The organism is Agrobacterium pusense (assembly GCF_013285525.1).
Lineage (GTDB): Bacteria > Pseudomonadota > Alphaproteobacteria > Rhizobiales > Rhizobiaceae > Agrobacterium > Agrobacterium pusense.
Window position 1 is genome coordinate 1,137,723 of the sequence record NZ_CP053857.1, and the last position, 21,371, is coordinate 1,159,093.

Annotated in this window: 21 protein-coding genes and 1 tRNA gene; 14 read left to right on the forward strand and 8 right to left on the reverse strand. The window is 59.4% G+C overall.

Translation table 11 applies throughout. From position 1 onward, the window contains the following. Positions 1 to 53 precede the first annotated feature (53 nt). Together HQN82_RS18815 and HQN82_RS18820 are read left to right on the forward strand one after the other, a co-directional pair. Positions 54 to 317, forward strand: a complete 264-nt coding sequence (locus HQN82_RS18815) for a hypothetical protein (RefSeq protein ID WP_034500309.1) — start codon at positions 54 to 56, stop codon at positions 315 to 317. Further along, a complete protein-coding gene (locus HQN82_RS18820) occupies positions 274 to 2,085 on the forward strand; it encodes an ABC transporter ATP-binding protein/permease (protein WP_173615561.1) in 1,812 nt (603 codons plus the stop codon). The genes HQN82_RS18815 and HQN82_RS18820 overlap by 44 nt, the downstream gene beginning before the upstream one ends. Before the next feature lie 39 nt (positions 2,086 to 2,124). Here HQN82_RS18820 and HQN82_RS18825 read toward each other — a convergent pair whose 3' ends face one another. Further along, entirely contained in the window at positions 2,125 to 2,319 is a 195-nt protein-coding gene (locus HQN82_RS18825; protein WP_173615562.1) for a hypothetical protein, read from the reverse strand. Positions 2,320 to 2,493: 174 nt separating this feature from the next. Here HQN82_RS18825 and HQN82_RS18830 point away from each other — a divergent pair, with 174 nt between their 5' ends. From HQN82_RS18830 to HQN82_RS18845, 4 genes are all read left to right on the forward strand, one after another. Further along, a complete protein-coding gene (locus HQN82_RS18830; RefSeq protein ID WP_107340838.1) occupies positions 2,494 to 2,883 on the forward strand; it encodes an acyl-CoA thioesterase in 390 nt (129 codons plus the stop codon). A 156-nt stretch (positions 2,884 to 3,039) separates the two neighbouring features. Next, a complete protein-coding gene (locus HQN82_RS18835) occupies positions 3,040 to 5,283 on the forward strand; it encodes a polysaccharide deacetylase family protein (protein ID WP_173615563.1) in 2,244 nt (747 codons plus the stop codon). Between the two features lie 183 nt (positions 5,284 to 5,466). Beyond that, positions 5,467 to 6,507, forward strand: coding sequence for a four-carbon acid sugar kinase family protein (locus tag HQN82_RS18840; RefSeq protein WP_173615564.1), 1,041 nt, complete (start codon positions 5,467 to 5,469; stop codon positions 6,505 to 6,507). Between the two features lie 4 nt (positions 6,508 to 6,511). Continuing rightward, the gene (locus HQN82_RS18845) at positions 6,512 to 7,219 is read left to right on the forward strand and encodes a FadR/GntR family transcriptional regulator (RefSeq protein ID WP_004437348.1); all 708 of its coding nucleotides are present in this window, start codon (positions 6,512 to 6,514) and stop codon (positions 7,217 to 7,219) included. 54 nt (positions 7,220 to 7,273) lie between these two features. On the opposite strand, the gene HQN82_RS18850 is transcribed toward HQN82_RS18845, so the two are convergent. The 4 genes from HQN82_RS18850 to HQN82_RS18865 form a co-directional block, all read right to left on the reverse strand. Continuing rightward, positions 7,274 to 8,401: an iron-containing alcohol dehydrogenase gene (locus tag HQN82_RS18850; protein WP_173615565.1), complete on the reverse strand. Its 1,128-nt coding sequence runs from the start codon at positions 8,399 to 8,401 to the stop codon at positions 7,274 to 7,276. Beyond that, positions 8,398 to 9,354: a 4-hydroxythreonine-4-phosphate dehydrogenase PdxA gene (gene pdxA, locus HQN82_RS18855; protein ID WP_173615566.1), complete on the reverse strand. Its 957-nt coding sequence runs from the start codon at positions 9,352 to 9,354 to the stop codon at positions 8,398 to 8,400. The genes HQN82_RS18850 and pdxA overlap by 4 nt, the downstream gene beginning before the upstream one ends. Continuing rightward, the gene (locus tag HQN82_RS18860) at positions 9,351 to 10,547 is read right to left on the reverse strand and encodes a sialidase family protein (protein ID WP_173615567.1); all 1,197 of its coding nucleotides are present in this window, start codon (positions 10,545 to 10,547) and stop codon (positions 9,351 to 9,353) included. The genes pdxA and HQN82_RS18860 overlap by 4 nt, the downstream gene beginning before the upstream one ends. A gap of 111 nt (positions 10,548 to 10,658) precedes the next feature. Further along, complete coding sequence (locus HQN82_RS18865) at positions 10,659 to 10,880, reverse strand: hypothetical protein (RefSeq protein WP_173615568.1); 222 nt, start codon at positions 10,878 to 10,880, stop codon at positions 10,659 to 10,661. Between HQN82_RS18865 and HQN82_RS18870 the strand changes: the two genes are divergently transcribed. From HQN82_RS18870 to HQN82_RS18900, 7 genes are all read left to right on the forward strand, one after another. Further along, positions 10,868 to 12,376 (forward strand): ABC transporter substrate-binding protein, encoded by a 1,509-nt coding sequence (locus HQN82_RS18870; protein WP_004437354.1) that lies wholly within the window; start codon positions 10,868 to 10,870, stop codon positions 12,374 to 12,376. The two genes, HQN82_RS18865 and HQN82_RS18870, sit on opposite strands and share 13 nt — an antisense overlap. A gap of 76 nt (positions 12,377 to 12,452) precedes the next feature. Continuing rightward, on the forward strand, positions 12,453 to 13,367 hold the full coding sequence (locus tag HQN82_RS18875; RefSeq protein ID WP_173615569.1) for an ABC transporter permease: 915 nt from the start codon (positions 12,453 to 12,455) through the stop codon (positions 13,365 to 13,367). A 15-nt stretch (positions 13,368 to 13,382) separates the two neighbouring features. Beyond that, complete coding sequence (locus HQN82_RS18880) at positions 13,383 to 14,306, forward strand: ABC transporter permease (RefSeq protein WP_022563330.1); 924 nt, start codon at positions 13,383 to 13,385, stop codon at positions 14,304 to 14,306. Then, positions 14,299 to 15,942, forward strand: coding sequence for an ABC transporter ATP-binding protein (locus tag HQN82_RS18885; protein WP_173615570.1), 1,644 nt, complete (start codon positions 14,299 to 14,301; stop codon positions 15,940 to 15,942). The genes HQN82_RS18880 and HQN82_RS18885 overlap by 8 nt, the downstream gene beginning before the upstream one ends. Further along, entirely contained in the window at positions 15,939 to 16,820 is an 882-nt protein-coding gene (locus HQN82_RS18890; protein ID WP_173615571.1) for a dihydrodipicolinate synthase family protein, read from the forward strand. The genes HQN82_RS18885 and HQN82_RS18890 overlap by 4 nt, the downstream gene beginning before the upstream one ends. A gap of 197 nt (positions 16,821 to 17,017) precedes the next feature. Continuing rightward, positions 17,018 to 17,107: transfer RNA gene (locus tag HQN82_RS18895), tRNA-Ser, on the forward strand. A gap of 204 nt (positions 17,108 to 17,311) precedes the next feature. After that, positions 17,312 to 17,674, forward strand: a complete 363-nt coding sequence (locus HQN82_RS18900; protein WP_034500166.1) for a hypothetical protein — start codon at positions 17,312 to 17,314, stop codon at positions 17,672 to 17,674. 178 nt (positions 17,675 to 17,852) lie between these two features. Here the strand turns inward: HQN82_RS18900 and HQN82_RS18905 are convergent, their stop codons facing one another. The 3 genes from HQN82_RS18905 to HQN82_RS18915 all read right to left on the reverse strand — a co-directional run bounded on the left by HQN82_RS18905 (position 17,853) and on the right by HQN82_RS18915 (position 21,122). Next, positions 17,853 to 18,782, reverse strand: a complete 930-nt coding sequence (locus HQN82_RS18905) for a sugar phosphate isomerase/epimerase family protein (protein ID WP_035207450.1) — start codon at positions 18,780 to 18,782, stop codon at positions 17,853 to 17,855. Positions 18,783 to 18,965: 183 nt separating this feature from the next. Next, positions 18,966 to 20,138, reverse strand: a complete 1,173-nt coding sequence (locus HQN82_RS18910; protein WP_173616012.1) for a Gfo/Idh/MocA family protein — start codon at positions 20,136 to 20,138, stop codon at positions 18,966 to 18,968. A gap of 81 nt (positions 20,139 to 20,219) precedes the next feature. Further along, positions 20,220 to 21,122, reverse strand: a complete 903-nt coding sequence (locus HQN82_RS18915) for a sugar phosphate isomerase/epimerase family protein (RefSeq protein ID WP_100911310.1) — start codon at positions 21,120 to 21,122, stop codon at positions 20,220 to 20,222. On the opposite strand from HQN82_RS18915, the gene HQN82_RS18920 reads away from it, so the two are divergent. Continuing rightward, positions 21,109 to 21,366, forward strand: coding sequence for a hypothetical protein (locus HQN82_RS18920; RefSeq protein WP_173615572.1), 258 nt, complete (start codon positions 21,109 to 21,111; stop codon positions 21,364 to 21,366). The two genes, HQN82_RS18915 and HQN82_RS18920, sit on opposite strands and share 14 nt — an antisense overlap. Positions 21,367 to 21,371: the final 5 nt, after the last annotated feature.

Below are 21,371 nucleotides of genomic sequence, written 5' to 3' on the forward strand. Positions count from 1 at the left end.
TTTCCGGCTTATGCGGTTTGTCCGCCCCTCTGAAATTACTCGGATTTTGTGCAATGCAGGAAAAGAAAGCAAGGATCATTTCCTGGGGCAATCGCATTGTTGGTCGAAGCCGCTTCATTTGCCTGCACGAAGAATTGCGCGGGCTTTCAGGTTGTCGCCGCGGAGATTTCGCCGGCATTGTGGACATGGTCGAACGGCGTGTTATTGCTTGGCATCGAAAGGCGCAGAATCGCGACCGGCTTTCTTTGCCCACTGACGTTTCGGAATGGATGAATGGCAACATCGGTAAGCGACGATCAGCGCAAGGGCGCGGCTAACCTTTCGGGCTTCGATCTCGATTTTCCGGCTCAGCTGCGCGTAATGGGGCGCGCCTTCTGGACATCGCCGGTGCGCAACCGTCTGATCTTGCTGTCGATGGCCCTTCTCGCGGTGATATTGCTGACGGCCTACGGGCAGATCAGGCTCAATGAATGGAATGCGCCGTTTTATAACGCGCTGGAACGGCGCGATCTCGACGCCTTCCTTCATCAGCTCGAGGTTTTCGCGGTCATCGCCGGGCTGTTGCTGCTCCTCAACGTCATTCAGACCTGGCTCAACCAGATGACGGCGCTCAACATGCGCGAGGGTCTTGCCAAGGATATGGTGGACCAGTGGCTGAAGCCGGGTCGCGCCGCCCGTCTCGCCAGTTTCGGCACGATAGCCATCAATCCGGACCAGCGGCTCCATGACGATGTCCGCAACCTCGCCGAAAGCAGTACGGCGCTGTCGATCGGTCTTGTGAACGCGACGATCCTGCTTGTCAGCTTCATCGGCGTTCTCTGGTCGCTCTCGGCGGGCTTTGCCATTACCATCAGCGGCGATACCTACGCTATCCCCGGCTATATGGTCTGGGCGGCAATCCTTTATGCCGGTTCCGCTTCCCTGCTCAGCAACCTCGTCGGTTATCGGCTGGTGGGGCTGAACGCGGAGCGTTATTCCAAAGAGGCGGAGCTTCGCTTTTCGTTGATGCGGGCCAGCGAAAATCTTGCCGCCATTGCCCTTGCGCGTGGCGAAAAAAATGAGAGGCGGCGGATTGGCGTCGATATCGATGCCGTCCTCGGTGTCATCCGGGGACTCGCCATGGCGCTGACACATCTGACCTGGGTCTCGGCGGGATATGGCTGGCTGGCGGTGGTGGCGCCGATCCTGATCGCGGCTCCGGTCTACTTTTCCGGCAATCTCACTTTCGGCGGGCTGATGATGGCGGTCGGCGCCTTCAATCAGGTGAATACGGCGCTACGCTGGTATATCGACAATTTCGGGCCGATCGCCAGCTGGAAGGCGACGTTGCAGCGTGTCTCCGTGTTCCGGAACGCTTTGATCCAGATGGACAGCGTGGAACAGCACGGCCTGACGATCGATCTGCAACGCAGCGCGGAGAATGACAGAATCCGTCTTCAGTCGGTCACGATCTGCCGCGATGCGGGCGGGCAGGACATTGAACGCGGATTCATGCTGCATGAGGCGGATGTCGAGGTCGGGCCGGGCGAACGGCTGATGATCAATGGCGAGCAGGGTGTGAACCGGCGGCTTTTGTTCGCAGCTATGGCGGGGCTGTGGCCCTGGGGCCAGGGCAGGATAGAGATGCCGGATCAAACCGACACGCTTTTCATTGCTCAGCACGGTTATCTGCCGGCAGGAACGCTGCGCGAAATCATGGCTTATCCGCGTGCACCGCAGCGCTTTGCGGATGAGGATTATGTTTCGGCGCTCGCCGCATCGGGTCTCGGCGAGATGGCCTCTCGTCTTGATGAAAACATCCGTTGGGACAAAAAACTGGATTCGGACGAACAGGCCAGCATCCGGGTTGCCAATGCGCTGTTGCTGAAACCGAAATTCATCGTCATTGACGATCTGCTGGAAGGCCTGGAAAAACAGACGCAGGACACGCTGGCCGGGGTTTTGAACGGGATCGAGGGCGCGGCGATTGTTTATATCGGCCGGTCCGAGACTTTTCTGTCGATTCTTTCTCCGGCGGTCGCCCATCTAGACCACGTCTCCCAGAAGGACGGGACCGACAGGCGCGATGGCGGCGCCCCGCAATAGCTTAATGGTTGTGCTGCCGGGTGTGCCGATCGCGGCGTATCAGAGCCGCAAATGCCATTTTTCAGAGTTGAGCCGCTGTTGTTTGCCGATACTTATGGTGTTGTTCGGCTCCACCTGTGAGCGGAAAGCCAGTGTACCTGTTGCCAGGCTGATGGCGACAACGCTAGCGACCGCCAGAACTATACGATCGTAACGCTGCTGTATCGTGTTGTTTCCACTCCAGTCATAGGCCATTTGTACGCCCCCGCGCTTTTTTGGAATCGTGCCCCATCATGGTTAACCGAAGCTTACGATGGCCCTGTGATTCCTTGCGGTTTTGGAAGGGCTGCCGCGACAAATCGGCTATTGGCGGAAGGGGTGCGGTTGTTTAAGTCCGGCAGCGGGAGGTTTGTGAAAGGAATTTGACAGATGGATCAGCAGCCGCCCGCCGATATGGAACTGACGCTCAGAACGCTTGCCATGCCCGCCGATGCCAATCCGGCCGGCGATATTTTCGGCGGCTGGGTCATGTCGCAGATGGACCTTGCCGCTTTCGTCCGCGCCAATGATGTGGCCGGGGGCCGCACCGTCACCGTCGCAGTCAACGAGATCGTCTTCAAGAAACCGGTCAAGATCGGTGATACATTGTGCGTCTATACCCGCATTGAAAAGATTGGCCGCACCTCCGTCACGCTCAAGATCGAAGCCTGGACGCGCCGGCACTATCGGGATTCGCGTGAAAAGGTGACGGAGGCCGTCTTCATCATGGTCGCCGTCGATGAGAACGGTGAGCCGCGCCCGGTTCGGAAAGACGCGTGAGGCGTTGATTTTCCTTCCGGACGCTGTCCGGAACGCATCGTGGAGAGACTGGCAGCGCAAGCGCATGGGTCTTTCCGCGACCTCCATATTTCGGAAATATCGAATTTATTTATCAATTTTTGCGATCAAGATATGGAGTAGGACGGGGATCAGGCTTTGACCATTCCAGGTGTTGTTATTGTCGGCGGCGCTCATGGCACGCTCGCCCTCGCGCGCAGCCTCGGGGCCCTGAATGTGCCTGTTTATTACCTCACCCATGACTCACCCCTGCCCAGCTGGTCGCGTTTCGTGCGGGAGACAATACGCTGGGTCGGTCCGCACGACGCGGGGGCAATGTCTTTCCTGCGGCAGATGGCCGACAGGCATCATCTCAAGGGTTGGCTGCTGGTCCCATCCGGCGATGGTGAGGTTCAGCTCGTTTCGCAGCATCACGATGAACTTTCGGCTCTCTACAAGATCGTTCTGCCGGACTGGGCGGCGCTGCAATGGCTGTGCGAAAAACCGCTGCTATACAGGCGCGCGGCGGAACTCGGCGTCAGCATTCCCAGGACCTATGCGCTGGCGTCAGCCGCTGATATCGATGCGCTTGACGTGCTGTTTCCCGTCATCCTCAAGCCAAATATGGGCGGCGGCGATACCGCGATCGCCCGCGCCAAGGTCGTCCGCGCCGAAGATCGGCAGGCCCTGAAAGCCGCCTTTGCCGAGGCCAGCGAAGAGATCGGCGCCGGCAATGTGGTGGTGCAGGAACTCATTCCAGGTGGCGGACGAAACCAGTTCTCCTATGCTGCCCTGTGGCTGAACGGAGAACCAGTGGCGGAATTCACCGCCCGGCGCATCCGTCAGTATCCCGTCGATTTCGGTTACACCAGCACTCGCGTCGAGATTGTCGACAACCCGTCGGTGATCGATGCCGCCCGGACAATATTGAGGTCCGCCGGTCATAGCGGACTGGTCGAGGTGGAATTCAAGTTCGATGACCGGGACGGGACGCTGAAACTTCTCGATGTGAATCCCCGTCCGTGGTCGTGGTTCGGCCTCTGTTCTGCTGCCGGCATTGATCTTGGCGCATTGTTATGGCGTGCCGCCAACGAAGAGCCGACCGGCGAGCCGGTCAAGGCCCGCAACGGCACGTCGTGGTCCTATCTTGTCCGTGATGTTGTTGCCGCATTTACCCTGGGGCGGAGAGGGGAGGTGCGGGCTGCCGACTATCTTGCGTCCTTCGCCAAAGTCCGCAGTTGGGCTGCATTTGCGCTGAATGACCCGCTGCCGGGCCTGATCGACCTGCCGCTCACAGCCTTCAGGGTGTTGAAAAAGCGGGTATTACCCGGCCTGTCGTCGCGACAACCGGCGGGACTTTTTCTGCAGCCGGTAAAACGCCTTGTGAAATACACCATCATAAGGGCCGGGCTGGAGGTGAGTTCCCTCCCGGCTGTCCGCTCGGCATTCCCTTCGCTTGCCGGGCGCGGTGTCATCTTCACGCTTCACCACGTGCGTCCGGGCGGCGCTGTCTCGGCTTTCGCGCCCAATGTACAATTGTCCGTCACGCCGGAGTTCCTCGAAGAGGCCATACAGGCGGCGCTCGAATCGGGTCTCGTTCCCGTTCACCTGCATGATCTTCCGGCACTGCTTGCCGGCAGCGGAGAAGATCGGTCGTTCTGCGCCTTTACGCTTGATGATGGCTATCGCAACAACGCAGACTACGCCGCGCCGATCTTTCGCAAATATGGCGTTCCCTACACGATTTTCATCACGCCCGGTTTTGTCGAGCGTACACGCGGCTTGTGGTGGGAGACCGCCGCCGCCTTGACGCAGAAAGCGGCGTCGTTCGATTTCGATTTCGGGGCGGGGCCGGAGCACGTGACATGCGGAACGCCCCTGCAAAAAGCGGAGGCATTCGCGCGGCTGGAAAATTTTGTTCAAAGCGCCACCGAAGATGAAGCGGTGGAGAGGATCGATCGCGCCGCTCGACAGTGTGGCATCGATCCGGTTGCCATCGTGGACGAGCTCATCATGGATGCGGCAGAACTCAGGGCGCTGTCGGAGGATCCTCTGGTGCATCTCGGCGCCCATACCATGACCCATGTGAATATGCGCAAGATCGACACTGAGCGACTGGCCTACGAGATTGCGGAATCGAAGCGCCGGGTAGAGGAATATGCGAGCCATCCACCGCGCTCCTTTTCTTATCCCTATGGTTGGACGAAGGCGGTGGGCGAGCGCGAGGCGAAGGCGGTATCGGACGCAGGATTTTCTGTGGCAGTCACCACACAGGCGGGGGTTCTCGGCCTCGGCAGTCTCGAAAAGCCGACACTCTTGCCGCGTGTTTCACTGAACGGCCGCTTTCAAAAAAAGCGCTTCGTCAAAGCCCTTATCTCCGGTCTGCCTTTCCGCTTCGTTTAGCGACGCGAGGGTTCGTCATCCTTGCTGGCACCCGCTATCGGTGGGCATGGCTGATCTTGCTTTCCATTTTCTCCGACGACTTCAAAGGTCGGTGCGATCAATTTTGTTATTCACATCTCTTTATCTATTGAATATAAATAAATTTATCGATGTAAAACCTTACAACTTTTCGAAGGCGATGCCGTGCTGTTGATTTTTGCCGATGATTTGACCGGCGCGCTCGACGCGGCCGCCCCCTTTGCCGGGCGCGGAATGGTGACAGAGGTGGCAACGGGGCTGGAAGGCGTGCATGCGGCGCTGGCCGCTGCCCCTGCCGTTCTCAGCGTCAATCTTGGATGCCGCGATGGGAAGGCGGACGAGGCCCGACGTCGCACACAGGAACTACTGGCACTGGTTCCAGCCGACACGATCCTGTTCAAGAAGATCGATTCCCGCCTGAAGGGACATATTGCGGCTGAAATGGATGCAGTTTCTTTTCGGCGCGCTCTTGTCGTGCCGGCGATTCCGGATTTCGGACGTATCGTCAGCGGCGGCGCCGTCTCGGGCTTTGGGGTCGAAACCGCCATCGCGATTGATGAAAAACTGGGAAGACATGCCCTGCGTTGTTCAATACCCGATACGCGAACGACTGAGGATATCAGGCAGGCCCTTGCCGCCGCGCAGGCTGAAGGGGTTGATCTTTTCATTGGCGCGCGTGGTCTTGCAGAGACGCTGGCGGCGGTGATGGCGGCGCGCGTCCTGCCCGATGTTGCAACCGTTCCACCTGGCAAGGGGATCTTTGTCATCGGTTCCCGCGATCCGATTACGTTGGAGCAGATTGACGTCCTCAAGAACGCGGATCTGGTGTCGATCATTGAAGCGCCCAACGGTGCCGTTCCTCGTGACGCGGAGGAAGACGTCGACCTTTCCCTCATTCAGGCAACGCAGGGGAATGAGTATCTTTCTTCGCTTGAAGTTTCAGACCGGCTGGCGGAAGGGGTCGTTCCGCACTTCACGGCCGGCGCGGGCAGGCTGCTTCTGTCAGGCGGGGCAACGGCCGAGGCGGTGCTGCGCGCGATGGGCATTTTTCGGCTGCGTCTTGCCGGCGAGTGCCTGCCGGGCCTCGGTGTCGGCTGGGCGGGGGACCAATGCATCATTGCGAAATCGGGCGGTTTTGGGCAAGCTGACACATTGAAACGTATCGCGAAAATGATGCTTGGCGCGACAGATGCTGGAGAGAGCTGACCAGATGGGGCTGATGAAAGAAACGGCGCGCAAGGCACTTCCGGACATTATTTTCGAAAGGATGCACCGGGCGATAAAATCCGGCGCCTACAAGCCGGATGAAAGATTGCCGACCGAACATGAACTCGCCATGGAATTCGAAGTATCCCGGCCGGTCGTTCGCGAGGCACTACGGCGATTACGCGAGCAGGGTTTCATTTACTCCCGCAGAGGTTCCGGCAGCTATGTCCGGGCCTTCGGCCTGCGTGAACCCCTTGGCTTCGGACAGCTGGAAAACGTTGCGGACCTTCTGAATTGCTACGAATTCAGGCTGACGCTCGAGCCCGCGGCGGCCGCTGCCGCGGCATTACGGCATGACGCCGAGAGACTTGCGGCCATCAGGAAGGCGCTTGAGCTGATGCGGGATGCGACCAACCGCCAGTCCCACCGCGAGGATGCCGACTATCAGTTCCACCTTGCCATCGCGCGGGCGGCGCGGAACAGCTATTTCTCCACCGCGATGGAGGCTCTCAAGGATCATATCGCGGTCGGGATGAAATTCCACGGCATGTCCGTAAAGCGGGAGGCCTCGGGCCTGACCCGCGTTTTTGCCGAGCACGAGGCCATCGCAAAGGCGATCGCGGATGGAGATGCCGATTCAGCCCGCCAATTGATGCTGCAGCACCTGACAGGATCGCGCGACCGGCTTTTCGAGTCATCGCACGGAGATTAAGCGGCTCAAGTAAACGGCCCGAGAACCGACGCGCGTGACCGCATCGGTTCTGCTTCAGTAGGCGTGACGGTAAATTCCCAGCACGTCCTGCAGGGTCATGTCGACGGGGTTGTTGTCCATCAACCTGCGGATGGCATGGGCATCCTCGGCATAGCGGGTCAGATCGGCCTCGGCTGCTCCGTGTTTGGCAAGCGACATTTCGATGCCGAGCGCCGCGCAGAAATCCGTTGCTGCCTTGCGCAGATCACCGGGCGAGAGATGGTCACGAAGCCCCAGCGCTCCGGCCACTTCCGCCGTCTTTGCGGAAACCGCAGGCTGATTGAAGGCCAGCACATGTGGAAAGACGATAGCGTTGGCCAGCCCGTGCGGCAGGTTGAGACGCGTGCCGAGCGGATAGGCGATGGCGTGGCCGGCCGCCGTGTTGACCGGCCCGAGGCAAATGCCGCCATAATAGGAGGCGAGCATCATGCCTTCCCGCGCTTCCGTATCCGAACCGTCGCGAACGGCGCGGGCGAGATATTTCCCGACCAGCGTGAAGCCCATGCGGGCAAAGCCGTCAATCATTGGATGGGCCTTGCGGTTGGTAAAGGCTTCGACGCAATGGGCCATGGCGTCGATGCCTGTTGCCGCAGTTACGGCCGATGGTACGGAGTAGGTGAGTTCCGGATCGAGAATAGCGAAATCCGCGATCAGATACGGGCTTTCGACGGCGATCTTGGTGCCCTTGAGGGGATCGGTGATCAGCGAGCGGATGCCTGCTTCCGAGCCGGTGCCGGCGGTGGTGGCTATCTGCACGAGGCGCGTATCGCGACGGGCGACCTTGTTAGGTCCGGCGACGTCCTCGAGCGTCTGATCTGAATTCCACAATGCGGCGACAAGCTTTGCCACATCCATCACCGAACCGCCGCCGAGGCCGATGATGAGATCGGGCCTGGCCGTGCGCGCCGCGTTGAGAGCGGCGTCCAGTGTCGTCGTATCCGGCTCACCCGGAATGGCGTCGAAGACGGCAAAGGGCCCTTGCAGTTGCAGACGTTCCGCGAATTTTACCGTCAGCGGCGTTGCGATTACCAGCGTTGAGGCGGTTTTGCCGGCCCAGTCACCAACCTGCGCGACGGTGCCTGCGCCAACCGAGAGCCTGCGCGGCTGGTGGATAAGAATGGGAGCCGTGGACATGGTGCTCATCTCTTTCCACCCTTGCCTGCCACGAGCTTGCGCGCATAGGCGATGGCCGCATTCATGTTGCCGTGATTGGCGATGCCCTTGCCGGCTATGTCGAAGGCGGTGCCGTGATCGACGGAGGTACGGTCTATCGGCAGGTCGACGGAGACATTGACGGCGGTGTCAAAGGCGACGAGTTTGATGGGGATATGCCCCTGGTCATGATATTGCGCGACGACAAGATCGAAAGCGCCTGAATAGGCGCGATGAAATACGGTATCGGCGGAAACAGGCCCCTGTACCTCGATGCCTTCGGCGCGTGCGGCCGCAACCGCCGGCGCGATCTGATCGTCATCCTCGGTGCCGAAAAGACCGTTTTCGCCGCAATGCGGATTGATGCCCGCCACCGCGATGCGGGGTCGTTCGTAGCCGATGCGCTTCAAGTGGGCGTTGCCGGCGCGAATGGTGGCCAGCACCCGCTCCGTCGTCGCCCGGCGTATGGCCTCCTGCAGCGAGACGTGGGTCGAAACATGAATGACCTTCAGCCGCTCGGACGCGAGCAGCATATAAGCGGCCGAGGCACCTGTCAGGCTGCGCAGCATGCCGGTGTGGCCGTCATAATGATGGCCCGCAAGGTTCAATGCTTCCTTATTGATCGGCGCGGTGACGATGCAGCCGATCCGCCCTGCCTCGGCGTCCCGCACAGCCGTTTCGATGAAGCGGAATGCGGCGTCGCCGGCCACCGGTGAAAGCGTGCCCCAGGGCAAAGGCGCACCCTCAACGGGCAAGTCTGCCACGTGGGGGGCAAGATCGATATCGAGACCGAGCGCCTGCCGTGCTGCCTCCAGCGTGGCGAGGTTTCCGTAAATCCGCGTTGCGGCCTGGTCGGGAGCGGACATTTCAGCAAATGTCCGGACAGTGATCTCGGGACCAACCCCGCAAGGATCGCCCATCGTGATGCCGATAATATTGCTCATCTTTTTCTCCCGTCCGCAGTTTCGGCCCAGCCGGGCTCCAGCCGCACATATTTGATGGCGCGACGATGATAGGTGTAGCTTGCGTGCAGCGCACCGTCAGGTGTTTCCAGAAGCCATGGATAGGACATTTCCAGGTTTCGGCCATCCGTCGAATCGTTCGACAGACATGTGCCCGGCCCGTCCTCGATCAGGATGCGGGTCGGAAAGCTGCGCCCGTCGTCATCGGAAAGGCAGATTGTGACGGGTGCGCGCGGCACCCCCCAGACGGGCACGCATCCGCCGCTTGGATCAGCATCCGGCCTGCCATCGTCGTCTCCGAGTTCGTCATAAAGCGAGGCGCGGCGGTCGCTCGACTGGGCGGCGTTGACGGGATTGCAAATCATTGCCAGCCGGCCGCTACCGAGCCTTGTCACGGCGATGGAAGAATTGTTGTTCGGCACATCGGTCGGATGCGGCCTTGACCATGAGCGACCGCCATCCTTGCTTTCGGTGCGGTAGACAAAATCGGCCTGGCGACGGCGGAAAAAAGCGGAGTGTTGCCCGTCCGTTCCCGCCACCGGGCTCATATGCACGCAGCCGATCGAGTCCGGCAATTCCTGCAAGGCCCATGTCTCGCCATCGTCCGTGGAAATGCCGAGCGCCGCCGTATCGTGGCTGCCGTTCCATTTCTGTCCGGGTCGCTGAACGCAACGGAAGATCGGCAACAGCCACGCTCCATCATCGCGGATGCGCAGCGGCGCGCGGATGAAACAGCCCTTGGGAAGATCGAGAAATCGTCCGTCTTCTGAAATGAGCTTCTCCGGTTCCGACCGATTACGATGGATTTTCGCCATGCGGATGCGGCACTCATCTTGATTGCCGGATGGTTGGGCGGTGTGAAACAGCCAGAGAGCGCCATCCGGCGCGGTGAAAAAAACAGGATTCTGTTCGGAGTGGGCCGTATCATGACTGAGGCGCTGCGGCGCTCCCCAGCGTCCGGCTCCGGGCGTCAGCACGGATGCGAAGATGGAAATATCCGACTTTCCCTCGAGCGTTCCCCCGAACCATGCGCAGAGCAGCGCGCCATCGTCCAGAAGATGCAGGAAGCTCGCATGGTTCTGGATCATGGGCGATGGCAGAAAGGCTTCACGCCGTTTTTCTGACGTGACGTGGATATCTCCGGTCATGGCTTGAGCGATGTCATCAGGGGTCATCTTGATCTCCTCTTGGGCAGATGAAAATGGCATATTCGAAAAGTTGTCAAGTTTATTGTATTAGAAATATCATGGTGTTTATTCGGAATTTTTCATCTAATACACTGTTTTTTAAGAAAAAAATTTATAAATTGAGGCTGATCCGAAATCGGAAAGGAAAAATAATTTGACAAAAAATGCGATAGCGTCGATGCTTTGATGGCGGGTGGAGGAGACGATCATCCGCACGCCATGCTCCCCGATGCGGGAGACGGGGCCTTCAAATGCCTCTTGCGGTCCACCGCCATGTTGCTGAATTTCTGATCTGGGAGGAGAACGGAATGAAGAAGTCATTGATTGCGGGCGCCCTTGTTTTGGGGTCCCTCAGCGCCGCCGGCTCGCCGGCGTTTGCAGCTTCGGGGCCGATCAAGATCGTGCTGGCGGAAGAAGCGGACCTGCTTGAGCCCTGCATGGCCACGCGCTCCAACATTGGCCGTATCATTATGGAAAATGTCAGTGAGACCCTGACCGAGCTTGATGTGCGCGGCAAGAACGGCGTTCAGCCGCGCCTTGCTGAAAAATGGGAGCAGAACTCGGATGGCAGCTGGCGCTTCCACCTGCGCCAGGGCGTGAAATTTTCCGACGGTACGGATTTTGACGCCAAGGATGTGAAGCACAGCTTCGAGCGCATCATGAGCGACAAGAACGCCTGCGAGTCCCGTCGCTATTTCGGCGGCATGACGGTGACGCCGACGGTTGTCGACGACCATACGATCGATTTCAAGACGGATCCGGCCCAGCCGATCCTGCCGCTGCTGATGTCGCTCGTGACCATCGTTCCCGAAGAAACCAAGATGGAATTCATCCGCGAGCCTGTCGGCACCGGGCCCTACAAGCTGACCAACTGGACTCCCGGCCAGCAGATCGTACTGACGTCGCGTGATGATTATTGGGGCAAGAAGCCGCAGGTCACGGAAGCGACCTATCTCTTTCGCGCCGATCCCTCGGTGCGGGCCGCCATGGTGCAGACTGGCGAGGCCGATCTCTCTCCCTCCATTTCACAGCTAGACGCGACAAATCCGAAGACCGATTTTTCCTATCTCGACAGTGAAACGGTCTATATGCGCCTCGATCATAATATCGCGCCGCTGAACGATGTCAGGGTGCGCCGCGCGCTTAACCTTGCCATCGACAGGCAGGCATTTCTTGGCACGCTGGTTCCCGAAGGAGCGGTCCTGGCAACGGCGCTGGTTCCGCCGACCACGCTCGGCTGGAATCCCGACGTCAAGGTCTTCCCCTATGACCCTGAGGGTGCAAAAAAGCTGCTTGAAGAGGCAAAGGCCGCCGGCGTGAAGGTGGATACACCGATCACCGTCATCGCGCGCACGGCGAATTTCCCGAACGTTACCGAGATCATGGAAGCGATCCAGCAGCAATTGCAGGAAGTCGGCTTCAAGATCGACCTCAAATTCGTGGAAGTGGCCGAGCACGAAAGTTATTATTCCAAGCCATTCAAGGAAGGCCGTGGACCGCAGATCGTCGCCGCCATGCATGACAATTCCAAAGGCGACCCGTCCTTCACGATGTTCTTCAAATATGCCACCAAGGGTACCCAGTCCGGCTTTTCTGACAAGAAGGTGGATGATCTGATCGAACGCGCCTCCGCAGCCGTGGGTGACGAGCGCGCCAAGCTCTGGTCCGAGCTTATCGCTTATCTGCATGATGACGTGGTAGCGGATGTGTTGCTATTCCACATGGTCGGTTTCTCCCGTGTCTCCGAGCGGCTGGACTTCAAGCCGACCATTGCCACCAACTCGATGCTGCAGCTTTCGGAAATCGGCATCAAATAAGTTCCCGCGTCCTGTCAATGAAGAAGCGGCGGCGCGGCGGAAGCTTCGCCGCCGCATTGAAAAACCGGAGGCAACAATGCTGAGCTTCATCCGAAAACGTTCCTTTGCGAGCCTGATCTCCCTGATCGGCCTCATCGTGATGGTTTTCTTCCTGTCCCGCCTGACGGGGGACCCTGCGGCGCTGTTTCTGCCGGTGGAAGCGTCCGAGGAATTGAAGCAGCAGTTTCGCGCCTTGCACGGTTTGAACGACCCGCTGATGGTGCAGTTTCTGCGCTATGCCGGCGATGTGATGACGGGTGACCTGGGTGAATCTCTCCGAAAGGCCCGCCCTGCGCTGGATGTGGTGCTGGAGGCTTTCGTCTGGACGCTTTGGCTTGCCGTTATCACCATGTCGCTGGTCACCACGGCGGCCATCGTCATCGGCTCGCTCGCGGCGTTCCGTTCCGGCGGCTTTTTTGACCGCGTCGCTTCGAGTATCTCACTCATCGGGGCATCCGTGCCGGATTTCTGGCTGGCGATCGTCGCGATCGTGGTTTTTTCCGTCAATCTGGCCTGGCTGCCCACGTCGGGCACAGGCTCCGTGCTGCACTGGATATTGCCTATCGCGGTTCTGTTTGTGCGCCCCTTCGGCATTATCGTGCAGGTGGTGCGCGGCTCGATGATCGGCGCGCTGTCCTCGGCCTATGTCAAGACGGCGCGCGCCAAGGGTGTGAAATCGGGTCCGATCATCTTCATCCACGCCTTGCGCAATGCCATGTTGCCCGTGATCACCGTTATCGGCGATCAGGCGGCGAGCCTTCTCAACGGCGCCGTCGTGGTTGAAACCATCTTTGGTTTCCCCGGCGTCGGCAAGCTGATGATCGATTCCATCCTTCAGCGGGATTTCAATGTCGTTCTGGCCGCCATCCTCGTCACGGCGTTGGCCATCTTCCTGATGAACCTTCTGATCGATATCGCCTATGCGCTGCTCGATCCGCGCATCCGGCACTGAGGAGGTCGTCCAGCCATGAGCCTTATGAACGCCGATACTGAGATCATCGATGAACCGTCTTTCGCAACCCGCATGCTGCGCATGTTGTGGGCAGACAAGTTTGCGCTCTGCGCGGCCATCTTTCTCGTCATTGTCGTCATTCTCGCTTTTGTCGGCCCGGCCTGGCTCGGCGATCTCGCGACAAAACAGAACCTGCGCGGGCGCAACCTTGCACCGTTCGACTGGCAGCGCGAGTGGTATTTCTGGCTGGGGGCGGATGCACTCGGCCGCCCGCTTCTCGCGCGCATCGTCGCCGCCACACAAAACACGATGATGATCGCCGCCGGCGCGGTTTTTCTCTCCGCCGTCACCGGAACTGTACTCGGCCTCATCGCCGGTTTTTCCTCCAGCCGCACCGGCCAGATCATCATGCGGCTTGCGGATGTGATCATGTCCTTTCCATCGCTGCTGATTGCGGTCATCGTGCTTTATCTGCTGGGCTCCTCCATCCTCAACCTGATGCTGGTGCTCGCCATCACACGGATTCCCGTTTATATCCGCACCACCCGGGCGGAGGTGCTGGAGGTGCGCGAACGGATGTTCGTGCAGGCGGCAAGGGTCATGGGCGCTTCGGGAAAACGCATCCTCTTCCGCCACATCCTGCCCGTGGTGCTGCCGACACTGACGACCTTGGCAACGCTTGATTTCGCTTATGTCATGCTCGCGGAAAGCGCGCTGTCCTTCCTCGGCATCGGCATTCAGCCTCCGGAAATCACCTGGGGCCTGATGATTTCGCAGGGGCGGCAATATCTAACCAATGCCTGGTGGCTGTCCTTCTGGCCGGGGCTCGCCATCATTCTCACCACCCTGTCGCTCAACCTGCTGTCCAACTGGCTGCGCATCGCGCTCGACCCGGTGCAGCGCTGGCGGCTGGAAATGAAGGGCCGTAAAAATGGCTGACCATCTTCTCGAGGTGCGCAATCTTTCCGTGGAATTCCACACCGTAAGCGGTGTCGTGCATGCGGTGAAGCATGTCTCCTACCATATCGACCGAGGTGAGACGCTGGCGATCCTCGGCGAAAGCGGTTCCGGCAAGTCGGTATCCTCGTCGGCCATCATGAACCTCATCGACATGCCGCCCGGCCGCATCGGCGGTGGAGAAATATTGCTCGACGGCAAGGACCTGCTGACCATGCCGACCGAGGCGCGCCGCGAGATCAACGGCCGGCGCATCGCCATGATCTTTCAGGATCCGCTCAGCCATCTCAACCCGGTTTATACTGTTGGCTGGCAGATCCGGGAGGCAATGACCACGCATGGCGTGGGCAAGGCCGCGGCAGAAGCGGAAGCGAGGCGGCTTATAGCGCGTGTGGGCATTCCCGATCCTGACAGGGCGCTGACGAAATATCCGCATGAATTTTCCGGCGGCCAGCGCCAGCGCGTGATGATCGCCATGGCGCTGGCGTTGCGCCCCGATCTTCTGATCGCCGACGAACCCACCACCGCGCTCGACGTGACGGTGCAGGCGGAAGTGCTTTCGCTGCTCAGGGAACTGCAGCGGGAAACGGGCATGGCAGTGCTCATCATTACCCATGATCTCGGCGTAGTCGCCGAAATTGCCGACCGGGTCGTGGTGATGGAGAAGGGCGTTCTGGTAGAGGCCGGCACCGTTCGCGAGGTTTACAGCAATCCGCAGCACCCCTACACCCGCAAGCTGATCAACGCCGCCCCCGGCCGGGGCGAGATGCATGAGCCGAACGCAACGGGTGAGCCATTGCTCAGCGTGCGCAATGTGCGCAAGCGTTACGGCGCCTTCGAGGCGTTGAAAGGTGTCTCTTTCGACCTGATGGCCGGAGAAACCATCGCCGTCGTCGGCGAAAGCGGTTCCGGCAAGTCGACGCTCGCCCGCATCCTGCTGCGGCTCGATGAGCCGGATGACGGCAGCGCCGTCTGGAAGGGGCGTGACCTGTTCAGGCTGTCGCCAGCGGAGCTTTATGCGCTTCGGCGCGATCTGCAGATGGTGTTTCAGGACCCTACCCAGTCGCTCAATCCCCGCATGACGGTGTTCCAGCTGATTTCCGAAGCCTGGGTCATCCATCCGGACATAGTGCCGAGGGCGAAATGGCGTGAACGGGTTGGTGAGTTGCTACAGCAGGTCGGTCTTTCACCGGATCATATGCGCCGGTATCCGCACCAGTTTTCCGGCGGCCAGCGGCAGCGCATCGCTATTGCACGGGCGCTAGCGCTGGAGCCGAAGCTGATCATCTGCGACGAAGCGGTTTCTGCACTCGACGTTTCGGTTCAGGCGCAGGTCATTGCGCTGCTGGACAAGCTGCGCCGCGAAATGGGCCTCTCTTTCATCTTCATCGCTCACGACCTGCCGGTGGTGCGGGATTTTGCCGATCACGTCATGGTCATGCAGCGCGGGGAGGTGGTGGAATTCGGCACCGTCCGCCAGATTTTCGAAGCGCCGGGCGAGGCTTACACGCGCGCGCTTCTTTCAGCCAGTCTCGACCCCGACCCTGGTAGGGAGGCCGGGCATAACGCTGCGTCGCCTGTCCAGGCCACCGGAAATTCAAGCGGAGTTCTTTCATGAGCAAACAAGCCTTCGTTGCGCTCGTCACCTGTTTTAATGAAGACGAAACCATCAATTATGAGGCGACGCGTGCGCAGGTGCGCCGCCAGGTGGCCGCCGGCAACAACATCATGTGCGCCGGTACCAACGGCGATTTTACCGCGCTGACACATGATGAAAAGATCCGGCTGACGGAGGAGGTGGTGGATGAGGTGGCCGGCCGCGCCAGGGTCATCGTGAATGCGGGCATGCCGGCCACATTCGAAACCTTGCAGCTCGCGAGATCCTTCGACCGTATTGGTGTCGACGGCATCGCCGTCATCACGCCCTTCTTCATCGCCTGTACGCAGGATGGCCTGATCCGCCATTTCTCGACGGTGGCCGACGCTGTCGACACGCCGGTCTATCTCTATGACATTCCCGCCCGCACCCAGAACCACATCGAACCGGAAACCGCCCGCAAACTCGCCACTCACGGCAATATCGCCGGCATCAAGGATTCCGGCGGTGCACAGCAGACGCTCGAAGCCTATCTTCGGGTGGCGAAGGACGTGCCCGGCTTCGAGGTCTATTCCGGCCCGGACCATCTCGTTCTGTGGTCGCTGCAGAACGGTGCGGCAGGCTGCATTTCCGGTCTCGGCAACGCACTTCCGGACGTCCTCGCCGGCATTCTCGATGCTTTCAACGCCGGCGACATCGCCGAAGCCGAACGCCAGCAGGCCATTTATGCGGCATTCCGCACCGATCTCTATGCGCTCGGTTTCGCGCCGGCCATGGTGAAACGTTCGCTTTATCTCCAGGACCCTTCCGTCGGCGCCAGCCGACAGCCGGCGCTCCTGCCGGATGCTGAGCAGGATGACCGGATCATGGACATCCTCCGGCGCTATCAGCGCCTGTAGACCCGATCGATCAATCACACGCGCCTGGCAAAATCCGAGGCGTGTCATCAGTAAATATCGGCAAAAACAATCAAACTCCAACCCCATTCCGTGAGCTCGTTCAAGACGAATAATTTGTGACACAAACGCGAAATTCCGCTTGTCAGCCCGGCCATTGATGGTTATGAGAAGCGCGCAACGCAAGCGTTCGCGCATGCGGAGAGGTGGCAGAGTGGTCGAATGCACCGCACTCGAAATGCGGCATACCTGCAAGGGTATCGTGGGTTCGAATCCCACCCTCTCCGCCATAATTTGCCTTCGATATCGAAGCTTTTCCCGTCATTCTTGAACTTATGCCGTCTTTGGCGCTGATGCCAAAAATGGCCTTGGTCGCATTCGGGGCTTCCGTCTGTTCGGAACAGCACATCTCTGCCATTGCCTGTAGCGGCTGAGGCGCTATCATGGGGATGCTGTGGGGCGCTAAGCTTTGGGAGGAGCGATACGTGAGACGGATGTGGCCAGATGAATTTGCCTTTCTGCTGGACGATGCGGAAGAGGTCGACTTGCATATTCCACCGGTGGCACATGAGGATGGATCGCCGGGAAAAACCATTTCCAGGAAGGCCTTGAAAGTTCGTATCAGCCAGCAGGACTTCGAGAAAATTTGGCCGCTTGCCGAGGCTCGCTATCGGTTGAACGGCAGGTTTGCGGGCAAGGCCATTACGCTGATCGCCAATAATCCCCATTACCAGAAGTGGCATCCCTCCGATGGCGGCAGTGTCGAAAGCGTGTCGGATAGCGGTCAAAAATATACCACGCCTTATGTGATCGTGCACTTTCTGCTGGATGATGTCCGCGAGCCTGTCGAGGTTTAGTTCGTAGAGCCGGCTCTGCCGTCAGGTAGCCCCGGCCTTTCATGGCGTCCCGATATTGGACGTTGCGGGAATAGTCTCTCGCTTCAAAGGCTCTCGCATATGATCGAACGATCGTTGAAGATTGAGGCAGCCATGGTATGAAAACGGGAGACGCGGCCGCTGGCCGCGCCCTCCGGGTTCAGAAGCCGCTTTTTGCAAGAAATGCCCTGCTGGCTGCCAGATCATCGAGAATGCTGCCTGTATTTCTCGGGTCGCGTTCCTGTTCGATGGTGATATAGCCGCCATAACCAAGTTCGGTCAGGAGGCTGCGGATGGCTGGATAGTCGATCGAGCCGCGGCCTATCGGACACATCACGCCCTTGGCGCAGGCCTCGAAGAAGCGGATGCGCTCCGCCATCACTTCCTGAAAGACCGCGGCGTCGATATCCTTGAAATGAATGTAGTCGACGCGATCCCAATAGCGGCGCAACGTGGCGACGGGGTCCATGCCGGAATAGGCCATATGGCCGGTATCGAGGCAGAGACCCGCAAGATCTGCGGGAATGTCCTCAACGATCTGCTGCAACTCATCGGCAAACTCGATGTAGCCGCCGGCATGGGGATGTAAGGTGGCGCGCACGCCATATTTGTCCCGGGCGAGCGTTGCGATGGCCCGGATGTTCTCGACCATGCCCCGCCAGGCGGTTTTATCGAGACGTGGCGCGCGGTCAGAGTGTCCGGCGGCATAATCACGCTCGTCATGGCCCCAGTCCATCACCGTCAGATAGGGGGCGGAAAAGCGTTGGCCCGCATGGGTTTCCGGCTTTGGCAGGCGCGTTATCAGCGCGCAGATCTCCTCAGTCTGGCGTAGCAGATTGTCGCGATTTCCGGGTGAGACCAGATCGTCGAAGATGGTGCCGGCGACGATCTTGAGGCCTCGTTCATCCAGCGCCTGCGAAACACGCCTGAGGTCGAGCGGCAGATAACCGTAGGGGCCGAGTTCCAGACCGCCGAAACCGGCTGCTTTCGCTTCGTCCAGCACCCTTTCCCAATGGGGAAGATGCGGGTTCTTGACGTCGTCGACGCCCCAGCAGCAGGGCGCGGTGGTGATGGTGATCGGGTTGGTCATTTGATCCTCATGGCGGTAGCGGCATCGGCCTGTTCTCTAGCCCGGTGCAACGTCTCAGCAGTTGATGACAGCTTGCAGGGCAACGATGGAGGGCCGGCTGTCCGCTTGCGTGAATATGGTGAAATCCTCACTTGAAGGCTGACCCAGCCGGAGGAGGATTGATCCGGAACGCCCTTAAATCCATTATGCGAAATCGACCCAGGTGGCACCGGCATCGGCCGAGCGGACGCAGTTTTCCAGCCAGCGAACGCCTTCTGTGCCGGCTGCGATGCCGGGATAGTGATGGGTCTTGAGAAAAGCCCTGTCACCGCGATTGGCCGCATCGATTGCCTGGGCGATCCAGAGGTAGATGTTCGACCAGCTATCACCGAGACCTTCGGTGTGCAGGGCGCCCATCCGATCGATAGCAAGGCTCTCCTCTTCCAGATACGGCATGCCGTGATGCAGGATACGCTCCGGCTCGCCCTGAACCTGATAGATCAGCTGATCGGGACGGGAATCAGACCATTCAAGCGACGCCCTGGAACCGATGAAGCGGTAACGCTGCGACCCCATATTGCCGGCATTGACGGAAGAAACCCACAGACGCCCGCGTGCGCCATTATCGTAGTGCATGAGAACCGTCGCATGGTCCTCCAGCGGCGCCCGCGTCGGGATGAAGGCCTTCCGGTCGCAAAGCAGGCGTTCCACCTTCATGTGCGGCAGCACGATTTCCGAGAGATAATAGAGATGCGTACCGATGTCGCCGAGCACGAAGGTCGGGCCGGCGGTACGGGGATTGGTGCGCCATTTGACGGCCTCGCCTGCGCCCACATCGTCGCCGGCATTGAAGCCGTGGGTATATTGCAGATCGACGATGCGGATATCGCCCAGCATCCCCTTTTTGACCATGGCCGCCATCTGGTGCACCAGCGGATGGCCGGTATAGCCATAGGTGACGCCGACGATCAGTCCCTTCTGTTCGGCCAGCCGCGCCACCTCGTCACATTCTGCAACGGTGAAGAATAACGGTTTTTCGCAGATGACGTGCAGCCCGGCTTCAAGGCAGGCCTTGGTGATCTCGTAATGGGTAAAGTTGGGGGTGGCGATGGAGACGACGTCGATGCCGTCTTTGCGCGCGGTCTCGCCAGCTATCAGTGCCCTGTAATCTGGATAGCAGCGGTCCGCCGCCACGCCGAGATTGACGCCGAAATCGCGGCCCATTTCGGCATCGAGGTCGAAGGCGCCGGCGACGAGCTGGTAATTGCCATCGCGCAGGGCGCCGGTGCGGTGCTTGTATCCTACCTGTCCCGTGCGGCCGCCGCCCACCATGGCCCAGCGCAGCGGTCGCGAAATCAGTCTTTCTCCATTGATCATGTCGATCGTCTTTCCGTCGGATGTTTCGAAGGGCGTAGCCAGAGGCAGGTTCTGCCTGGGCACCGGCACCGGTTTTTCGCGTTATTTCTTGAAATAGAGGTCGATATAGTCCTGCATCTTGGCGCGCATGAACCGGCTCGATTCATCCGCCCTGTCTTCCCAGGCGAAGACGCAGGAGGTCATGATGCCATCGAAACCGATTTCAGCGAGCGTGCCGAAGAAGTCGTCCCATGGCACTTCGCCCTGACCGATATTCAGGTGCTGGTGCACCCTTGCCTGTGTACCGGGCGGGTTGAGAATGTAGCGGAGCCCAGAACTTGCCCTGTGGTTGAAGGTGTCGCCCACATGCACATGGGCCAGCACGTCCTTGGCTTCCCGAAGCATCGCCTTGGTGTCGTCGCCGAAATAGAAGGTGTGTGGCGCGCAATAGAGGAATTTGACGTTCCTGGAGTTGACCGTGCGGATGATATCAAGCGCCGGCTGCAGCGTTTCGCACCAGTCTTCCGGATGCGGCTCGACATGCAGGCTGATGTTCTCGCGCTCGAAGATCGGTACCAGCTCTTCCATCGAGCGCCACCATGCATCCTCGCAGGCCTCGATCATCGAACCGGTATGGCAGCAATAACATGAGCCCTTGTCGGGATGTGGTCCGCGGCCGAACTCCGAGTTCATCGTGTCGACCTCAAGTTCGATTGCGATCTCGATAGCGCGTTTCCAGTGTTTGACCGCTGCCTGCCGCTCGGTTTCATCATTGGAGGCCCAACGATACATTGGCAGCAGCGCGGCGATGCCGACATCGGCCTCTTTCAAAGCCTTCTTGAAGGATCTGATACGTTCGGGAAACACGCGCGGCGCCTTGAACCATTCGAGGAAATCGGCGCGCGGGCTGAGTTCGATCCAGTCGTAACCGAGCTCCTTAACTTTGGCGGGCAGCTCATCGAGGCTGGTGAAACGGTGCATGTGGGGGTCGATGGCGATTTTCATCGATCTTGATCCTTCTTATGTCTCGACTGGATGGCGAGGGCGGATGGCCGCAAAGGCACTGGACGCCATCACAAGCGACACGGTTCGTATCGCGAAAGATTTCCTGGAAAATGCCATTGCTTCCTCCCCGCCCATCCTCCCGATGGGCCTGAATGACAGGCTGATTTATATCTTTCATTTTCACGGAAATGGAATTTATATTTCATTTTGTGTTGCATTTAATATCATTTCATGTCATTCATGAATGAT